At 65.6% G+C, this 17,705-nt stretch carries 17 protein-coding genes; 8 read left to right on the forward strand and 9 right to left on the reverse strand.

The window, feature by feature from the left end; genetic code table 11:
- Positions 1-273 precede the first annotated feature (273 nt).
- The 3 genes from OHA42_RS37960 (at position 274) to OHA42_RS37970 (ending at position 2,770) form a co-directional block, all read left to right on the forward strand.
- Positions 274-918: a DUF1906 domain-containing protein gene (locus OHA42_RS37960; RefSeq protein ID WP_406233189.1), complete on the forward strand. Its 645-nt coding sequence runs from the start codon at positions 274-276 to the stop codon at positions 916-918.
- Positions 915-1,466, forward strand: coding sequence for an N-acetylmuramoyl-L-alanine amidase (locus tag OHA42_RS37965; protein ID WP_406233190.1), 552 nt, complete (start codon positions 915-917; stop codon positions 1,464-1,466). Before OHA42_RS37960 ends, OHA42_RS37965 begins: the two co-directional genes overlap by 4 nt.
- 350 nt (positions 1,467-1,816) lie before the next feature.
- Positions 1,817-2,770 carry a hypothetical protein gene (locus OHA42_RS37970; RefSeq protein WP_406233191.1) on the forward strand — a complete coding sequence of 318 codons (954 nt, stop codon included), beginning with the start codon at positions 1,817-1,819 and terminating at the stop codon, positions 2,768-2,770.
- Between the two features lie 307 nt (positions 2,771-3,077).
- Here the strand turns inward: OHA42_RS37970 and hutG are convergent, their stop codons facing one another.
- From hutG to OHA42_RS37990, 4 genes are read right to left on the reverse strand one after another with little or no spacing between them, the layout of a single operon-like run.
- Positions 3,078-4,073, reverse strand: coding sequence for a formimidoylglutamase (gene hutG / locus OHA42_RS37975; protein ID WP_406233193.1), 996 nt, complete (start codon positions 4,071-4,073; stop codon positions 3,078-3,080).
- Positions 4,070-5,251, reverse strand: coding sequence for an imidazolonepropionase (gene hutI, locus OHA42_RS37980; RefSeq protein WP_406239882.1), 1,182 nt, complete (start codon positions 5,249-5,251; stop codon positions 4,070-4,072). The genes hutG and hutI overlap by 4 nt, the downstream gene beginning before the upstream one ends.
- A 29-nt stretch (positions 5,252-5,280) precedes the next feature.
- The gene (gene hutU / locus OHA42_RS37985) at positions 5,281-6,981 is read right to left on the reverse strand and encodes a urocanate hydratase (RefSeq protein ID WP_406233195.1); all 1,701 of its coding nucleotides are present in this window, start codon (positions 6,979-6,981) and stop codon (positions 5,281-5,283) included.
- Entirely contained in the window at positions 6,978-8,414 is a 1,437-nt protein-coding gene (locus tag OHA42_RS37990) for a purine-cytosine permease family protein (protein ID WP_406233197.1), read from the reverse strand. The genes hutU and OHA42_RS37990 overlap by 4 nt, the downstream gene beginning before the upstream one ends.
- 202 nt (positions 8,415-8,616) lie before the next feature.
- On the opposite strand from OHA42_RS37990, the gene hutC reads away from it, so the two are divergent.
- Positions 8,617-9,369: a histidine utilization repressor gene (hutC, locus tag OHA42_RS37995; RefSeq protein ID WP_406233198.1), complete on the forward strand. Its 753-nt coding sequence runs from the start codon at positions 8,617-8,619 to the stop codon at positions 9,367-9,369.
- Between the two features lie 291 nt (positions 9,370-9,660).
- On the opposite strand, the gene OHA42_RS38000 is transcribed toward hutC, so the two are convergent.
- Together OHA42_RS38000 and OHA42_RS38005 are read right to left on the reverse strand one after the other, a co-directional pair.
- On the reverse strand, positions 9,661-10,356 hold the full coding sequence (locus OHA42_RS38000; protein WP_406233199.1) for an NAD(P)-dependent oxidoreductase: 696 nt from the start codon (positions 10,354-10,356) through the stop codon (positions 9,661-9,663).
- Between the two features lie 45 nt (positions 10,357-10,401).
- Positions 10,402-11,481: an NAD(P)/FAD-dependent oxidoreductase gene (locus tag OHA42_RS38005; protein WP_406233201.1), complete on the reverse strand. Its 1,080-nt coding sequence runs from the start codon at positions 11,479-11,481 to the stop codon at positions 10,402-10,404.
- A gap of 166 nt (positions 11,482-11,647) precedes the next feature.
- On the opposite strand from OHA42_RS38005, the gene OHA42_RS38010 reads away from it, so the two are divergent.
- Positions 11,648-12,571 (forward strand): RNA polymerase sigma-70 factor, encoded by a 924-nt coding sequence (locus OHA42_RS38010; RefSeq protein WP_406233203.1) that lies wholly within the window; start codon positions 11,648-11,650, stop codon positions 12,569-12,571.
- 131 nt (positions 12,572-12,702) lie between these two features.
- Here OHA42_RS38010 and OHA42_RS38015 read toward each other — a convergent pair whose 3' ends face one another.
- From OHA42_RS38015 to OHA42_RS38025, 3 genes are all read right to left on the reverse strand, one after another.
- Entirely contained in the window at positions 12,703-13,167 is a 465-nt protein-coding gene (locus tag OHA42_RS38015) for a hypothetical protein (RefSeq protein ID WP_406233205.1), read from the reverse strand.
- Between the two features lie 74 nt (positions 13,168-13,241).
- Positions 13,242-14,405, reverse strand: a complete 1,164-nt coding sequence (locus tag OHA42_RS38020; protein ID WP_406229495.1) for an IS110 family transposase — start codon at positions 14,403-14,405, stop codon at positions 13,242-13,244.
- A gap of 366 nt (positions 14,406-14,771) precedes the next feature.
- Positions 14,772-15,359 carry a helix-turn-helix domain-containing protein gene (locus OHA42_RS38025; RefSeq protein ID WP_406233206.1) on the reverse strand — a complete coding sequence of 196 codons (588 nt, stop codon included), beginning with the start codon at positions 15,357-15,359 and terminating at the stop codon, positions 14,772-14,774.
- 87 nt (positions 15,360-15,446) lie between these two features.
- On the opposite strand from OHA42_RS38025, the gene OHA42_RS38030 reads away from it, so the two are divergent.
- From OHA42_RS38030 to OHA42_RS38040, 3 genes are read left to right on the forward strand one after another with little or no spacing between them, the layout of a single operon-like run.
- Complete coding sequence (locus OHA42_RS38030; RefSeq protein ID WP_406233208.1) at positions 15,447-16,073, forward strand: SAM-dependent methyltransferase; 627 nt, start codon at positions 15,447-15,449, stop codon at positions 16,071-16,073.
- Positions 16,074-16,100: 27 nt separating this feature from the next.
- Positions 16,101-16,601, forward strand: coding sequence for a DinB family protein (locus OHA42_RS38035; RefSeq protein ID WP_406233210.1), 501 nt, complete (start codon positions 16,101-16,103; stop codon positions 16,599-16,601).
- A gap of 23 nt (positions 16,602-16,624) precedes the next feature.
- Positions 16,625-17,647 carry an alpha/beta fold hydrolase gene (locus tag OHA42_RS38040; protein ID WP_406233212.1) on the forward strand — a complete coding sequence of 341 codons (1,023 nt, stop codon included), beginning with the start codon at positions 16,625-16,627 and terminating at the stop codon, positions 17,645-17,647.
- The last annotated feature ends 58 nt before the right edge of the window (positions 17,648-17,705 follow it).

The raw sequence follows: 17,705 nt of genomic DNA on the forward strand, positions 1-17,705 counted from the left end.
ACTGATCCGTTCGACACGCGCGTGGATCGGTAGCCGAGCTCACGGCTCGACAGCACCTGCGGATCCGGGACAACCCGCCGTTCAAGGGTTGGTGTCATCAACCCGTTGATCCGCTCGTCCGCTGAGTAATTGCGCGGTGTCGTCCGGGTTGCCAGGCTTTGCGTGATCAGTCGAGTCGCCGGAACATGTGGAAGGACAATACATTTTGCGTTTTCAACGCTGCTTCTGTGCGCAATCCGCGGGCTGCAGTCGTCGGGCGTCCGGAGGACTGTCGTGGCTCAGCTGATCGACTTCTCGGCGGCACTTATCGAGCCCGCCGACATCAGGGCCGCCGGTTTCGCCGGAGTGGTCGGATACTTCTCCGAGTCGCGTCCAGGTACCAACTTCGGTGCCAAGCGGCTACGCCGTGACTACTGTGATCGGCTGCGCGATGCGGGACTGGAGATCGTCACCAACTATCAATACGGCAAGGGCGAGACCGCGGACTGGCGCGGCGGCTACGACGGCGGTGCCCGGCACGCGGAAACCGCACTGCGCCTGCACTTCGAGGCCGGCGGGCCCGGCTATCGTCCGCTGTATGCCCCGGTTGACGACAACCCGAGCCTGGAGGACTGGACCAACCTCATCGCCCCGTTCCTGCGCGGCTGGGCGTCGGTTGTCGGCCTCGAATGGACAGGCGTCTACTGCAACGCCCGCTGCATCGATTGGGCGCTGGAAGATGGTGTGGCGCGGTGGTTCTGGCAGCACAACTGGTCCGGTGATCCGTCCATCAATGGAGATCATCCGCAGGCACATCTGCATCAGATCGAGATCGACCAGCGCCAGGTGGATGGCGTCGGCGTCGATGTGAACGAGGCTCTGAAGGACGACTACGGACAGTGGTCGGCTGCTCGGCAACCAGGAGGGGACACAACATGACCATGACATCGCCGATGAACAAGGAAGAAGATCAGACCAGCGTCAGCCCGAACTGCGAATCCCGCAACGGCGCGCCGATCCTCTGGTTCCTGCTGCACACGCAGGAGGGAGACGGCGACGCCCAGTCGCTGGCGAACTACCTGCAGAACCCTAACTCCGGGGTGTCCTATCACTACACGGTCGACAACTCCGGCATGGTGATCGACGTGGTGGATACGGATCTGGCGTCGTGGTCGGTGCTCAGCGGCAACCCGCAATCGATCAACCTTTGTTTCGCAGGCTCGCGGGTCGCGTGGACCCGCGACGAATGGTTCTCGAATATGCAGCGCGGCATCGACTGTGCAGTCTGGATCGCGGTGCAGGACTGCCGCAAGTACCGGATTCCCATCCGCACCATCACACCGGAAGAGCTCGGGAACGACCAGGCCGGGATAGCCGATCACAATGCCTACACGATCGGTAAGCACAACGGTTCGCACACCGACGTGGGCTCGAACTTCCCGTGGGACTATCTGAACTCCAAACTGAACGAGTATTCCGGCTCCTGACAGGGCTGGATCGCCACGCAACGACACTGGCTGCGCGCCGAGCAGCTGCCCGGCTACGCCTACGACCTCAACCCTATCGAACAGGTCTGGGGCAATATCAAGTCCAGGCAGCTGGCCAACCTGTGCCCCGACACCCTCGACAAGGCACAGGCGGCCGCCGAAGCCGGCCTCGACCGCGTCGGTGGCGACTACGACCTGTGCTTCAACTTCCTCACCCATACCGGGCTATCACTGTGACCACATGTCACCCAATTACCGAAAGATCTTTTAACCGTGCCGAACGCACCCAGACTGACGGACCATGAGCATTCGGAGCGGCCGGGGGCTCTCCCGTGCGCAGGGAGGTAGCCGTGAACGCACTGGTTATCGTCCTGGTATGCCTCGGCTATCTCCTCATCATCATGATCACCAACCGCGGCGTGATAGCCGGACCGCGCAAACGCTTACTGCTGACTCAGGTGGATCTGGCGCGGGAGCGCGCAACGATCATCGGGGCTCGATCCAGCCGCGATGAGGCGACAGAAGTCGCGCGCGCGACGATCGATGCGGCCATCGACAAACTGAGTGGCCCGACAACGGCTCAGCGGCGATCGCCCGGCAGCTGGATGCGTAGGCGGCTCGCATGGCTCTTCGATGCGCCGCTCACCCAGCTCGCCGCCGATCTGCAACATTTGAATGCGGTGAACCGGCGGTTCGTGCAACTAGTCCCGGAACCCGACCTCATGACCTACGGCGCACAGATCATCGCCCGGTTGCAGGTGCTCGACGACAAGGAGGCGGGGCGATTAGGGCGACAATTACACGAGGCCGCCACGCCGAACAGCAAACGGATCGTCATCGAGCGCGCCCATGAGCTCGTGCACGAGCGCGAAGATGCCCGGCTCGTCACCGAATTCGACCATCAACGCGTATCGCTCTGGCTCGCGCTCGTCGGCCTCGACGGTGTCATCGCAATCGGGATAGTGCTCGGCCACGAGGTGACGATGTTGATGGGTGCGCTCGGCGGGTTCCTGGCCCCCACGGTCAGCTCGCTGACCAACCGAAATACGCCGTCCTCGTGGGGAGTTCGGGTGCTGAGTCCGGTCGGCGGCGCGCTGACCGCGGTGGGCGGCCTACTGCTGGTCGCCCTGTTGTCCGATCCACGGGTCAATCTGCTCGGGTCGATCTTCCGTGACGTGTGGGAGATGCCGACTACGCCGATTGCCCTCGCGCTCGCATTGCTCTTCGGTTTCTCGGGCAGGCTCTTCTCCAGCATGGCGATTCGCGCGTCATCGCAGCTGGGCGCGAAGTCAGACGACGGCTAGGTTCTCTGTCGTCCAGACCATTCGTTCGCCGGGCTCGCCTTCATGCTGCGGCAAACCCGATCGAGTGTGGTCGCCACGACCCCTCGTTCGTGACGTCCCACTCGTCCCCCGCTTGATCCGGTGGCTCCTTCTTTTCGTCGAGCACCTCATCGATATCGGCGTCGGCGTAGCGCGGCGTCGACTCCCGAAGTCGGTCGATAGCCCGGCATCGCAGGCCGATCGACCGACGACCCGGCCGATGTGCCGGTTACAGGTCGTGGCAGCTCCCCGTAGCGACCCTGCCCAGAGTCGACAGCCCCTCTGCACCTCATGGAAGCTGCTGTAGCCGAACGTGTCTGGTGACGATGCGATGGATAAGTCGCGCCGCCGTGCGCGCCGTGCGATTGTCGATGTCGAATTCCGGATTGAGCTCGGCCACGTCGCATACCGCGAGTTTCCCGCTTGCGGTGAGCAGGTCGGCGACGAGTTGGATCGTCTCCAGCGGCACACCGAAAGCGGCCGGGGCGCTGACACCGGGCGCTACTGCGGCCGGCAGCACATCGAGGTCGATGGTGAGGTAGACGAGATCGACTCTGCCGAGGAAGTCCTGCACGAAATCCTGTACGGCGGTGAGGTTTCCGGTACCGCATTCATCGTCGAACAGGTAGCGGACGCCGAGGCGGTCGGCGGTGTCGAACAGCGCCGCCGTATTACTCGGCTGGCTGATGCCGACCACCGCGTATTCGACGGAAGTGCCCGCCGCGCTCGCCGCATCGAAGATCTGCCGGAACGGCGTGCCCGAGCTGGGGATCTCATCGGATCGGAGATCGAAATGGGCGTCGAGATTGAGGATTCCGATGCGCGGGTGCACAGTCAGCAGTGCCGAATCGGCCAGACCTAGATAGGTGCCCAAGGCCACCTCGTGGCCGCCGCCGAGCACCACAGGGAAGTGGCCGGCATCGAGGGTGGCGCGCACCATCGAACCCAGTTCCCGCTGGCCCGCGTCCAAGTCGTCGTCGACCGGCACGGTGCCCGCATCGAAGGCACGGATCGGGGTGGCGAGCGCCATCGACGCCAACGCCTGCCGCAGCGCACGTGGTCCCGCGGCAGCACCGCGGCGACCCTTGTTCCGGTGCACGCCCTCATCGCTGGCGAAGCCGATGAATACGCAGGAGGCCAGCTTGGACTGCGCGGCATACGGTTCCACCACGTGATGCCAGCGCAGATGCTCCACACCACTGCCGTCGTCACGCCCGGTCCACGGCTCGAAAGCAGTCGCCACCGGAATGGGTAGCACCATGGTCTCCTTATCGGTAAAGCTCATCGATCAGCGGTATAGCCCGAAACACCGGCCCGCCAAACCTGTTGGATCAGTGGCACTCCCGGCCGATAGGCAAGGTGCAGATAGGACGGTGCGGCCAAGGCAATCGCATCCGCCAGCGCACCCGGCCGCAGAACGCCGATGTCGTCACGTCGCAGCGCCCGCGCCCCGCCCGCGGTCGCGGCCCACACCGCTTCCTCGGGTGTCATGTGCATGTCCCGCACCGCGATGGCAATGCAGAACGGCAGGCTGGTGGTGTACGAAGTGCCCGGATTGCAGTCGGCTCCGAGCGCGACGGTGACTCCGGCGTCGATGAGCGCCCGGGCATCCGGGTATTTGTTGCGGGTCGAAAAGTCCGCGCCGGGAAGCAGAGTCGCCACCGTCGAGCTCTGGGCCAGCGCGTCGATGTCCGCTGCGGTGACATAGGTGACGTGATCGACGGACGCGGCGCCCACCTCCACCGCGAGCGCGACGCCGGGGCCGGTCTGCAATTGGTTGCCGTGCACACGCGGCACGAGCCCCTTCGCCATACCCGCCGTGAGCACCTCGTACGCCTGATCGCGATCGAATGCGCCCCGCTCACAGAACACATCGATCCACTTGGCGTGCGGCGCACACACATCGATCATCTCGTCGCAGACCATGCGCACGTAGTCATCGGCGCGGCCCGCGTACTCCGGCGGTGGCACATGCGCGGCGAGCAGGGTGACTTCATCGGTGAACTCGGCCGCGATCTTGGCGCTGCGCAGTTCGCTCTCCACCGACTGCCCGTAGCCCGTCTTGATTTCGACGGTCGTGCTACCCCCACGCAGCGATTCGTTCATCAACCGGCGAGTGTTGGCGCGCAACTCGTCGTCGGTGGCGGCCCTGGTCGCCGCGATCGTGTTGCGGATGCCGCCCGCCGCATAGGGCGTTCCCGACATCCGCGCCCCGAACTCCTCGGCGCGATCACCGGCGAAGACCAGGTGCGAATGGCTCTCGACAAAGCCCGGCAACACTGCGCGGCCACCGAGATCGTGTCCGCGGTCGGCGCTCGGCGCAGCGCTGGACAGACCCACCCACGCGACGACGCCCTCGTCGAAAACGATGGCGGCATCACGGATTATGCCGAGCGGACCGGCACCGAGGTCGGGATCGTTCGTGACGAGGGTGCCAATGCCGGTGAGGACTGTGGATCCCATGGCGCTGAGCACATCGGAGCGCATGGCGCTCATGCCTCGGCCATCGGCACGCGCACGCCGCGCTCCCTGGCGACATTGTTGGCATGCTCATAGCCCGCGTCGGCATGCCGGATCACGCCCATACCGGGATCATTGGTGAGGACCCTTGTCAGCTTTTCGGCGGCGAGGTCGGTGCCGTCCGCGATGCACACCTGTCCGGCGTGGATCGAACGCCCCATGCCGACGCCACCGCCATGGTGGATCGACACCCAGGACGCACCGGATGCCGTGTTCACCAGGGCATTCAGCAACGGCCAGTCCGCGATCGCGTCGGAACCGTCTGCCATCGACTCGGTTTCGCGATACGGCGAGGCCACCGACCCCGAATCCAGGTGGTCGCGCCCGATGGCGATCGGCGCGGACAGCTCGCCGGAGGCCACCATCTCGTTGAACTTCAACCCGGCGAGGTGACGTTCGCCGTATCCGAGCCAGCAGATACGAGCGGGCAGACCTTCGAAAGCCACCTTCTCCCCTGCCATTTCGATCCAACGGCGCAGATGCTCGTTGTCCGGGAACAGTTCCACGATCGCTTTGTCCGTGGCGGCGATGTCCTTCGGATCGCCCGACAGCGCCGCCCATCGGAACGGGCCGAGCCCCTCTTCGAACAGTGGACGGATGTAGGCGGGCACGAAGCCAGGGAAGTCGAAAGCCCGGTCGTATCCGGCCTTTCGGGCTTCGTCACGGATCGAATTGCCGTAGTCGAAGACCTCTGCGCCGCGATCGAGGAAGCCGACCATCGCCCGCACCTGGGCGGCCATCGCCGCGCGGGCGTCGTCGGTGAACTTGGCCGGATCCTTCTCGGCCATCGCCTTCATATCGGCGAGGTCCATGCCGATCGGCAGGTACGCCAGCGGGTCGTGCGCGGAGGTCTGATCGGTCACGATATCGATGGGCGCCGCCATCTTGAGCAGCTGCGGAAACACTTCCGCCGCATTGCCTTCGAGGCCGATGGACAGCGGTCGCTTCGCATCACGCGCCGCGACGGCCAGGCGCAACGCGTCCTCGAGGTCGACGGCCTTGGTGTCGAGATACTTGTGGGCGATCCTGCGGTCGATGCGGGTCACATCGCAATCGATGCAGATCGCGACGCCACCGTTCATCGTGACAGCGAGCGGCTGCGCGCCGCCCATGCCACCGAGTCCCGCGGTCAAAGTGATCGTGCCCGCCAGCGTGCCGTCGCTGTTCGGCAAACGACCCGATGCCGCCAGCTTCCGTGCGACGGCGCCGAAGGTTTCGTAGGTTCCCTGCAAGATGCCCTGGGTTCCGATGTAGATCCAGGAGCCTGCGGTCATCTGCCCGTACATGGTCAGGCCGAGTTCCTCCAGGCGGCGGAATTCTTCCCAGTTCGCCCAGTCGCCAACCAGATTCGAGTTCGCGATGAGCACCCGAGGCGCCCATTCGTTGGTGCGGAAGACACCGACCGGCTTGCCCGACTGCACCAGCATGGTCTCGTCCGACTTCAAGGTCTTCAGCGTGCGGACCATCGCATCGAAGGCCTCCCACGTCCGTGCGGCCTTGCCGGTGCCACCGTAGACGACCAGCTCGTCCGGGTGCTCGGCTACGTCGGGATCCAGGTTGTTCATCAACATGCGCAGCGCGCCCTCTTGCTGCCAGCCGAGCGTGGTGAGTTCGCTGCCGCGCGGTGCGGACACGCGGCGCGCGCCGGAGGTAGCCGGGGGGTGTGCGGTCATCGAATGCTCCTTGTGGTCGCTGGATCGGCGGGATAGATCATCGAGGCGGGCGGATTGCTGGTGCGCCGCGCGAGTGGGTAGTAGAGGGCTGCGGTGACGACGATGCCGACGATCCAAGAAATGTCCGCGCCGCCCAGCTGTTCGGTAATCGGTCCGGTGTAGAGCTTCTGGGCGAGGAACGGGATCTGGGCCAGCACGCCGATCACGTAGCACGCGAGGGCGGTGCTGTTCCAGCGGCCGTAGCGCGCGTCGGGATCGTAGAGCGCGGGGATGTCCACCTTCTCTTTCGAGATCAGGTAGTAGTCGGTGAGGTTGATGGCGCTCCACGGCGTGAAGACCATGAGCAGCACCAGTACGAAGTTCTTGAAGTTGTTGAGGAAGTCGGCGCTGGCACCGACCGCGACGACGACCGACACCGCGGTGAAGCCCACGATGTACGCGGTGCGGGCGGCACTGGAAATCTTGGTCTGGCCGTTGAACGCGGTCACCGTGGTCAGGATCGACATGAAGCCGCCGTAGGCGTTGAGGCAGTTGACGGTCAGCTTGCCGACCAGCACCACCAGGTAGATCAGCGTCGCGACGACGGCGGGCCCGGCGAGTTTGCCGACGAATCCCACTTGGTCGCCGAGGAACGCCTTGCCTGCGACCGCCGCCACCAGTGCGCCGAAGGTCATCGCCCACTGCGATCCGATGACGCTGCCCGCGAAGGTCGACCAGAACGTCGCGCGGGCGCTGGTGGTGCGCGGCAGGTAGCGGGAGTAATCCGCCACGTAGGGCCCGAAGGTCAGCTGCCAACCCGCGCCGAGGGAGATCGCGAGCAGGAAGGTGGCGATGTCGAAGCCCTTGACGCCCACCACGGCCGATACGTCGTATTCGGTGAACAACCGGATCGCCAGGTAGGTGAAGCCGATGATGCCCATGACCGTGGCGATGCGTCCGACGACGTGAATGAGCTTGTATCCCGTCACCGCCACGAATGCGGTGAGTGCGCCGAAAATGACGATGCCGACGGTCGGGCTATCGATGTGCAGGATCTTGTTGACAGCCTGGCCCGCGAGCACGCTGCCGGTGGCGGCGAAACCGAGATACATCAGCACCACCAGCAGCAGCGGAAGCACCGCGCCGAACACACCGAACTGCGCGCGGCTGGAAATCATCTGCGGGAGTCCGAGCCTCGGGCCCTGTGCGGAATGCAGCGCCATCACCGCGCCACCGAGGACATTGCCGATCAGCAGGCCGAGGATCGCCCAGATGGCATCCGCACCGAACACGACGGCCAACGCGCCGTCGACGATCGCAGTGATCTGCATGTTGGCGCCGAACCAGAGGGTGAACTGGCTGAACGGGGAGCCATACCGTTCGTCGTCGGGGATGACGTCGATGGTGCGACGCTCCGGCGCGAGGACGACTTCGGATGGTTCGTCGATAGTCATAGGCCTGATCTCTTTCCCGCGAGTCCGGCTGGTGCGAGGTGATGCGGCTGGGCCACCATCTCGTACGCACTGTGCGCTGGCTCACGTTTTCCCGTGAACAGGATGTATAGTCCTGTATAGACAACCTCATGTCAAGCGCTGTCGGACAAGCGCCGACCACATGGGATGATCAGCGTGCAGTCAACGGATAGGGGTTCGAATCGTGGCGATCGTCGACGCAGAGCTTGCTGCGTTGTACAACGACGCGGGAACCGAATCGGCTCCTGCCTACGAGCGCGTGAAGAATCTCGTTGTCGCACAGATCAATTCGGGCCACTGGTCCGAAGGTGACCAGCTGCCCTCGGAGAACCAGCTCGTCGCCGCACTCGGCCTGTCACGCATGACCATCAACCGCGCACTGCGCGAACTCACCGCCGACGGACTCATCGTGCGCATGATGGGCGTCGGCACCTTCGTCGCCCCGCCGAAGACCGCATCCCCCCTCTTCGAGGTGAAGAACATCGCCGACGAGATCCAACGGCGCGGCCACCGCCACCGCACCGAGGTGATCTATGTGCGCGAGGAACACGCCGACACAGCCAACCCGGTGATCCAGGATCTGATGCGCGGCAAGGTCTTCCACTCGCTGATGGTGCATTTCGAAGACGACACACCGATTCAGGTCGAAGACAGATACGTCAGCCCGAGCGAAGCCCCCGGCTACCTCGACCAGGATTTCACGCGGAAAACGCCGAACAACTATCTGAGCGAAGTCGCGCCGCTGGAGCGCGGGGAGCACATTGTCGAAGCAGTACTCGGCAGTGCGGACGAATGCCGACTCCTTCGAATCAAGCGGTCCGAACCTTGCCTATTGATTCGTCGGCGGACGTGGTCGGCGCGGGGATTGGTCAGCGCAGCGCGGCTGGTCCACCCGGGATCGCGAAACCGCTTGGAAGGCACCTTCACTGGTCAATGAGCCGCAAGTAGCGCGGCATCGAACCACCGGATAACCGCAGCCAGGACCTGCGGCCGGAGACATATCTTCTGCCACGCGCGAGTGGGAACAGCGAGAGGACAAGGACACCGCTCCGAGCCGGGCAACACCGACGAGGCCCCCACTGACACTCCGCGCCAACCTCCTACCCCACGCACCGGGCACGCGCTCCTGAATGGCGGTACGCACACCTTGATGTATGCCGATACGGGGTGCGTACCGTCGAAAAGGAGTGCGTACCCATTGCAGTAGCGCCTCGGTGGACGAATCGGCTCAGCTCTTGGCGAGTGCTTCGCCGCGGATCCACTGGAGCAAGGTGGGGTTGTCGACGGTCGTGATGACGCCGACGGCGGTGCGGAGGTAGCGGTCGCCGTCCAGCAGGGACAGCATGCTCGCCGCCAGGTCCGCACGGGCGGTGAACCTGCCATCGGCGTGGCCCTCGACGACGGTGTAGTCGGTGACCGACGGCAGGTGGTAGAGCCCGCTCGGGCGCACGATCGTCCAGTCCAGATCGCTGGCGCGGACCAGCGTTTCCATCCGCCGCATGTCGTCGTACAGCGTCTTACCCAGCACCCGCGTCACGTATGGCAGTAGTACTCGGTTGAACAGGAACCCGCCATCGGAGTACGGGTGCGGGTCGACCCCGCTCGAGCTGACCACGGCAAGCCGACGCACCCGATGCCGTTGCATCGCGGCGACAATATTGGCCACACCACGCGAATAGGTGCTGATCGGTTCCTTCCCAGCGGGCACCCCGAGCGCCGACAGCACCGCATCCTGCTCCGCCACTACGGCGTCGACCGCCACCGGATCGAGCACATCGGCACCGACTACCTCGAGCCGATCATGGTGCAGCGGAAACGAATCCGGCTGCCGGGTGACCGCGGCGACCTGATGTCCGGCGGCGAGTGCCTGGCCGGTGAGCAGGCGGCCGGTGGGACCGTTGGCTCCGAAGACTGCGATACGCATGACGATTGTCCTTCCCTGGTTGCGAAGCCTTTGCGGTGTTGTTCATCAGAGGCTGGATACGCCCGCGCGGGCGGTGGAGAACGCGCTGTGGGAACCCATTTCCTTGAGCACGACCGCGCTTCGACCGGCGAGATAGGACCGCCGGACGGTGTCGTCGGCATGGGTGAACTGGGCGACCGCGTCCTTCCTGCCCAGAGAGATGCCCCGGTTCCAGTAGGGGAAGGAGTGCGGTTTGGGTGTGCGCCCCTTGAGCAGCCGGGTGAAGTTGTCGGCCGCGTGAATGGCCTGCGGTAGGGCGGTGTAGCAGGCGAAACGAGCTCCGGGCACGGCTGCGCAGTCGCCCACCGCGAAGATCCGCTCGTCGCTGACGCTGCGCAGGAATTCGTCGACGACCACGCGACCACGCGCATCGACCTGGAGGCCGCTGCGCGCCGCGAGGTCGGGAACGTCGGCCACAATCGCCCACAGGGTCAGATCGGAGGTGAATGACGCTCCCGATCGCAGGTGGACGACACCGCCGAATTGCCCTGCGCCCGAGGATACTTCGGTCACCCCGTCATCGACGATGTCGACGCTCAGCCGCTCCAGTCCGGCGCGGACCCGCAGCTGCGCTCCCTCGGCAAAGCCCCCGCCCACCGAGGACCCGACCAGCCGCACCCGCACATCCGGCCTGGCCTCAGCGATCTCGGCCGCCGTCTCGATGCCCGTCGCACCGCCTCCGACGACCGTGACCTGCCCGCCCGCGGGAAGCGCCGCCAGCGCCGCGCGAGCTTGTTGCGCACCTTCCCACGTGCCCACCGGGACCGCGCCCGGCATCGGCACCACTGTGCTGCCCACGGCCAGGAAGGCGTAGTCGAAGTCGATTCTCTCGCCGTCGGTGAGGGCGACGGTGCCGTCGCCGATCTTGTCGACAGTGCCGAGCCGCGCCGTGATCCCCGCACGCAGGACCTCCGTGAGGGGTGTCGCCACCGAGGCTGTCCCGGCGATCTGCTGGTGCAGCCTTACCCGCTCCACGAAGTCCGGGCGCGGGTTGATCACCGCGATCTCGGCACCCTTCACCTTCTTGGCCACCCGGTTCGCCACGAGCGTGCCCGAGTAGCCGCTGCCCACTACTACAACCTGCATGTCAGCCTCCTGTCTGGTGTAACTCGACGAACACAAGACGCTGGTGACCACACCCCCGTGACAGTTCGGCCACGTGACGTGCGCCACCGATCGCAGGTGTCACAAAGCGGGCCCGACCGGCGTCTGGTGTGTGACACAGTCGAGAGCAAACAGGCAGGAGTCGGCTATGAGCGAGCGAACAACGGACACGGCGCCGCTACCTCATGACCGCTCGGATCCCGCCACCGAGGCGTTCATCGCCCACCGCAACCTGCTGTTCACCGTCGCCTACGAGATGCTCGGCTCGGCCGCCGACGCCGAAGACGTCCTGCAGGAGACCTGGCTACGGTGGGCGGGCGTCGACCTCGACACCGTGCAGGATCAGCGTGCCTACCTGGTCCGGATCACCACCCGCCAGTCGCTGAGCCGACTGCGTGTCCTCGACCGGCGCAAGGAGTCCTACGTCGGCCCCTGGCTGCCCGAGCCACTGCTCACCGCCCCCGACGTAGCCGAGGACATCGAGCTGGCCGACAGCGTCTCGATGGCAATGCTGCTCGTGCTCGAAACACTCGCACCGACCGAGCGAGCGATATTCGTGCTCCGCGAAGTATTCGACCTGGCCTACAACGACATCGCCGAAGCCGTCGACAAGACCCCCGCCGCGGTCCGCCAGATCGCCCACCGAGCACGGGCACACGTCGCCGCGCGCCGACCGCGCGGAATCGTTTCCGCGGCCGAGACCCGAGACGCACTCGAAGCGTTTCAACGAGCGGTCGAAACCGGCGATCTACAGCGCCTGCTCGAGATCCTCGCACCCGACGTCGTCGCCCTGAACGACGGTGGCGGAATCAAGCAGGCCCTACCGCGGCCCATCGTCGGGGCCGACCAAGTGGCTCGACTGTTCGCCATCTACTGGAACACGATCGGCGCCGTGGCGACACTGCAACCGACACAGGTCAATGGATACCCGGCGCTGATCATCCGGCTCGACGGCGAGCTCGACAGCGTGATGGCGGTGCGCATCGACGCCGGACTCATCAGCGGGATCTACTCTGTGCGCAATCCTCAGAAGCTGTCGCATATGCAACGCGAAACCTCGCTGCACCGTTGAGTCCGGAACTCCGCGGAATCAATCGGTCTCGGCTGCGGCACGCGACCGACGTCACGGTCCTCGAGCCGGTAGCTGTCGCCGTTCCGGGAGATGGCTGTGGCGTGGTGGACCCGCTGGCAGTCAGGAAATTCTCAGTCATAGAAGAACAGCTCGAGGTCCTCTATGGACCCTGGGCCAATGAAAAAGCCTTCGGCCAAGGCGATCTCGCGTTCGGGTGGCGTCAGTTGGTCTGCTAGAAGTTGCCGCCCCCATATCTCGCCTTGCTCAGCGACGGCGTAAATACCCGAAAGTAATTCGGTCATGCCGGCAGGGCGCGGCGGGTTGTGCCCGACGACCGATCTCAGTTCCCATCCCCCGGCGCATGCGGCCAGCCGAAGCACACCGGCCCAATTGGCGATCCGTCCGATCCGCACATGCCATGAGTCGCCGACGAACGGAGGCATTCGTCCACCGTGTAAGGCGTTGGTGGCGGCTGAGATATCGGCTATCACCTGTCGTTCCACGGCATCGCGAACCCAGTACCCGTCCTGCGATGCGTCGACAGCGGCACACCGCCACTGGCAGGCGGCCTCGAGCCGGTCCGCAAATCCAACCATGCCGACACGATCCCATGCCTCCCGCGGCCGGTCACATGCATCTACCGAAGGCACTCTCATGGCTCCCCTTTATGTCAAGACATGGCTGGGAGACGGTGGTTAGGCTGGGTGGTGGTAGGTCCGGGATGTGGCTTGTTCGAAGGGCCGGTGTGCGGGGTCAGGCCGGTCGCGCTGGATTGCAGAGCCGTTCCCGATTGCCCTCCCGGGCTTGCCGTTTCGCTTCGTTTCTGGTCGGCGAGTATGCGCGTGTAGACGACGTTGGATAGTTGTCGTTTGAGCGATCGCATGGCTTCCATCGAGGTCTTCCCGGCTGCTTTCCTGGTGTCGAAATAGGTGCGTCCTGGGGTGGGGTTGCGTAGTTGAACCACGGCCATGATGTGCAGGACTCGGTTGATTCGTCGGTTCCCGGCTCGGGAGAGGCGGTGTCGTTGCTGCTCGCCTGAGGATGCGTCCAAGGGTGCGGTGCCGTTCCAGGAGGCGAATCGGTCCCGGTTGCGGAAACGGTGGACGTCACCGGTGTCTGCGAGAAGTCGTGCGGCGCTGGAGGGTCCGATGCCGTGCAGGTCGGTGAGGGTCGAGCCGCGGTCGGTGACCAACTGCTGGAGTTCTTTGTCGGCGGCTTTGATCTTGCGGTCGATACTTTCGAGCTCACCGATCAGCTCGACGGCGAGGCGACGCCGGGTCTTGCCGACCGGATCGCGCGGTTTGATCGTCGCGATCAGCTTGCGTGCCTGCATGGCGGAGAGGAATTTCTTGGCGCCGCCGGGGAACAAGTCCAGCAATATCCGGTGCAGACGGTTGACGGTCTCGGTGCGGGCCGTGCCGAGACCATCGCGGCGATCAGCGAGCATGCCCAGCACGATCAGCTCCGAATCCGCCTCGACACGATGCAGATTCGGTGAATGCAGTGCTGCCAGTGCTACCGAGTGCGCATCCACTGGGTCGGTTTTGCGGCCGTTGCCGGTGGCGAACACGCGTACTTGCGCTGACAGTTTTGCCGGCACATCCAGCACCGTTTCGCCGTCGTGGACCAACCGGTGTGCGATATGGCGGCCGATGCCGTTGCAGCCTTCGATCGCCCACACTCGATCGGTGAATCGACGCCCGGCGCGCAGCATGTCGGCATAGCCGGTCTTGTCGGTGCCGTACCGGCCGAGGGCCAGAACCTTCCCGATGTCATCGATGATTTCGATGGTGGCCGAGCGTTTGTGTGGATCCATTCCGATGATGACCGCCACTGGTGTTCTCCCTGGCTAGCGTGTGTTTTCAGGCTAGGGAGGGCACCGCTACTTCGAGCCCGGGCAAACCCCTTTCGAGCCACTCCCCGCACGGCGCCCGGTGAGACGCAAGCCATGAGAGAGCCACACCGATCACGATGGTGGGCAGCCGCATTGGGGGAGCGTCTCACCGGGCACCTGGACCAGAGCTTGGCCGAGCACCGGTCCTATCGCCAGTCTTAAGTAGCCGTTGAGCGGGCGGACCGAGCCGACCACACCGCCGCGGCCGGCGTCGCGACCTAGTGCGGCTCGAGGCATCCCCCTAATGCCGACGAGCGCACGTCGCAGCAGGAGCTTCTTTCTGGACTGGAGAAGATCCGTTGTCGGTCAACGGTTCTCAGGCTGGTCGGCGCGCACGTGCGCACGCATCCCTTGCGGGCCGAACAGGATGAGTAGCTCGACCACTCCGCCGTCGGCGCTGCCCAGCCAGTGCGGCAGGGATGTGTCGAACTCCGCGGCCTCACCGGGCGGCAATGTCAGGTCGCGCTCGCCGAGCACCAGCCGCAGGCGACCGTTGAGCACGTACAGCCATTCGAAGCCATCGTGGGTCTGCGGTGTCGGTTCGAGCGGTTCCGGCCGACCGGGGATGATCATCTTGAACGCCTGCATCCCACCCGGCCGCCGGGACAGCGGCACGAAGATCATCCCGAACCGCCGGATCGGCTTCAGATGGATCCGGGGGTCGCCGGTACGCGGGGCACCGACGAGATCGTCCAGCGGAATGTCGTAGGTGCGGGCGAGCGGCAGCAGCAACTCCAGGGTCGCCCGGCGCTGCCCGCTCTCCAGCCGGGACAGCGTGCTTTCAGATACCCCGGTCAGCGTCGCGAGGTCGGCGAGGGTGATCCCGCGGGCGCGGCGCAGCGCACGCAGTCTCGGTCCCACTGCGTCGAGCACGTCGTCGGTTTCGCGGTCCACGAGACCATCTTGCCGAAACCGCAAGATTGCGTGCCAGATCGTGGCGGGCCCGGCGAGACTGAGCGCGTCCCGACAGAAGGAGTCTCGATGAGCACCACCGATGCGGTCACGTTCTGGGACGGCGTCTACGCCGCCGGGCCGGCAGCCACCGACCCGCAACCGAATCACCTTCTTACCGAAGCGGTTTCGGAACTCCTGCCCGGAGATGCGTTGGACCTCGGATGCGGCGACGGCGGCGATGCACTGTGGCTCGCCCGCCGGGGCTGGCATGTCACCGCCGCCGACATCTCGGACGTGGCGGTCGCGCGGCTCGCCGACCTGGCACGCGCACACGGCGTGGGCGACCGGGTTGTCGCCGAGCGGCACGACTTGCGAAAGTCTTTCCCGCCGGGCGAGTTCGATTTGATCTGCGCCCACTATCTGCACACCCCCTTCGACCTCGACCGAGCCACCGTGCTGCGCCGGGCCGCGCACGCGCTGCGTCCGGACGGGCGGCTACTGGTCGTCGACCACGGCTCGACCGCGCCGTGGTCGTGGAACTCCGATCCCAACCTCCGGTACCCGAGCCCGCGGGAGGTCGCCGCGGGTATGGATCTGGATCCAGCGACGTGGAGGGTCGAGCGGTCCGACGCACCCCGCCGGATCGCGACGGGACCGGATGGGCGCACCGCGGAGGTCACCGACCACGTCCTGCTCATCCACCGCACCGCCTGACGCTCGCGACGAAGGAAGGAGACCACCGTGCCCAGCACGACGCGCCGCACCCGCCGCGGGGACACCCCGCCTCCTCGGACCGGAAGCGACGAGATCGAGGTCCTGCGCGGATTCCTCGACTATCTGCGGACCTCGATCGTCGCGAAGGTCGACGGCGCACCCGAACCGCAGGTGCGCATGGCCGCAGTGCCGTCGGGCACGAACCTGCTCGGCCTGCTCGAGCACCTGACCTTCGTCGAACGCTCGATGTTCCTCGGGGACAACGTGACCGACTGGCAGGCGACGTTCCAGGCTTCTCCAGCGGACCGCGTGGCCGACGTCGTCGCCCGCTACCGAACCGCGGTCGAGCGCGCGAACGAAATACTCGAGGGCTGCACCGATCTCGGTGCACCGATACCTCGACCGCGACCGGGACGCCCCACTCCCAGCATCCGCTGGGCACTCACACACATGATCGAGGAGACCGGCCGACACGCGGGCCACGCCGACATCCTCCGCGAACTGATCGACGGCACAACCGGCCGCTGACTTCCACTCCAGGCAAGGAACACATGATCACCGCAACCCGGCCGCCAACACACGGCTTCCTCCGATCCGCGCGCGCGGTGGCGGCCGTCGCGCTCGCCCTCCTGATCACGATCAGCGCCGCGGCCTGTTCCACGACCGCCCCCGACGTCGCCCCCTACGCCGCCGCCACCCAGGACAACCCCGCGTTCGACAGCACCTTCCGGCACGAGTTCGCCGACGTCGATGGTGTCCGTATGCACTATGTGACCGGCGGCAGCGGCACGCCGATAGTGCTGATCCATGGTTGGCCACAGACCTGGTACGGCTGGTGGCCGATCATGCCCGCACTCGCCGAAAACCACACCGTATACGCCGTCGACCTCCCCGGACTGGGCGACAGCACCGGCTCACCGACCGCCTACGACAAGGCCACCCTGGCGCGGTACGTGCACGCCCTGATCGCCGACCGGCTCGGAGTGCGGGATGCCCGCGTCGTCGGACACGACTTCGGCGCCGCCGTCGCATTCCAGTACGCCACCCAGTTCCCCGCCGACACCGCACGCCTCGGCTACCTCGACCTGCCGCTACCCGGGCCCGCGATCGATGCACCGACCTACCGCTCACTGAGCTGGCACATCGCCTTCCACTCCCAGCGGCGAGTCCCCGAAGCGGTTGTCGGCGACCACGTCCGCGAGTACCTGGCCATGTTCTACCCTCAGGTCTCCTTCGGCGGCACGGCATTCGGTGGCACGTCGGATCGGTCCCCGTTCACCGACGCCGAGATCAACGAATTCGCACGCTCCTACAGCCGGCCCGAGGCTCTGGCGGGTGGCTTCGAGCTCTACCGCGCCCTCGACAAGGACGTCCGCGACACCGTGGCAGCAGCACCGACACGTGTCCCGACCTTGCTCATGACCGCCCAGGGGCAACTCGACGCGGTCCGAGCCACCGTGTCCCCGCGCATAAACAACATCGTGCGTGCGGTCGACGTGCCGCATGCAGGACATTGGCTCGTCGAGGAGAACCCCCAGTTCGTCACCGCGGAACTACAGCGCTTCCTCTCCTGACGACACCCCACCGTTTCGGCGAACGGGCGCGAAACCTCGCTGCACCGTTGAGTCCGGA

The sequence above is a fragment of the Nocardia sp. NBC_01009 genome, assembly GCF_045208035.1.
Taxonomy (GTDB): Bacteria; Actinomycetota; Actinomycetes; order Mycobacteriales; family Mycobacteriaceae; genus Nocardia.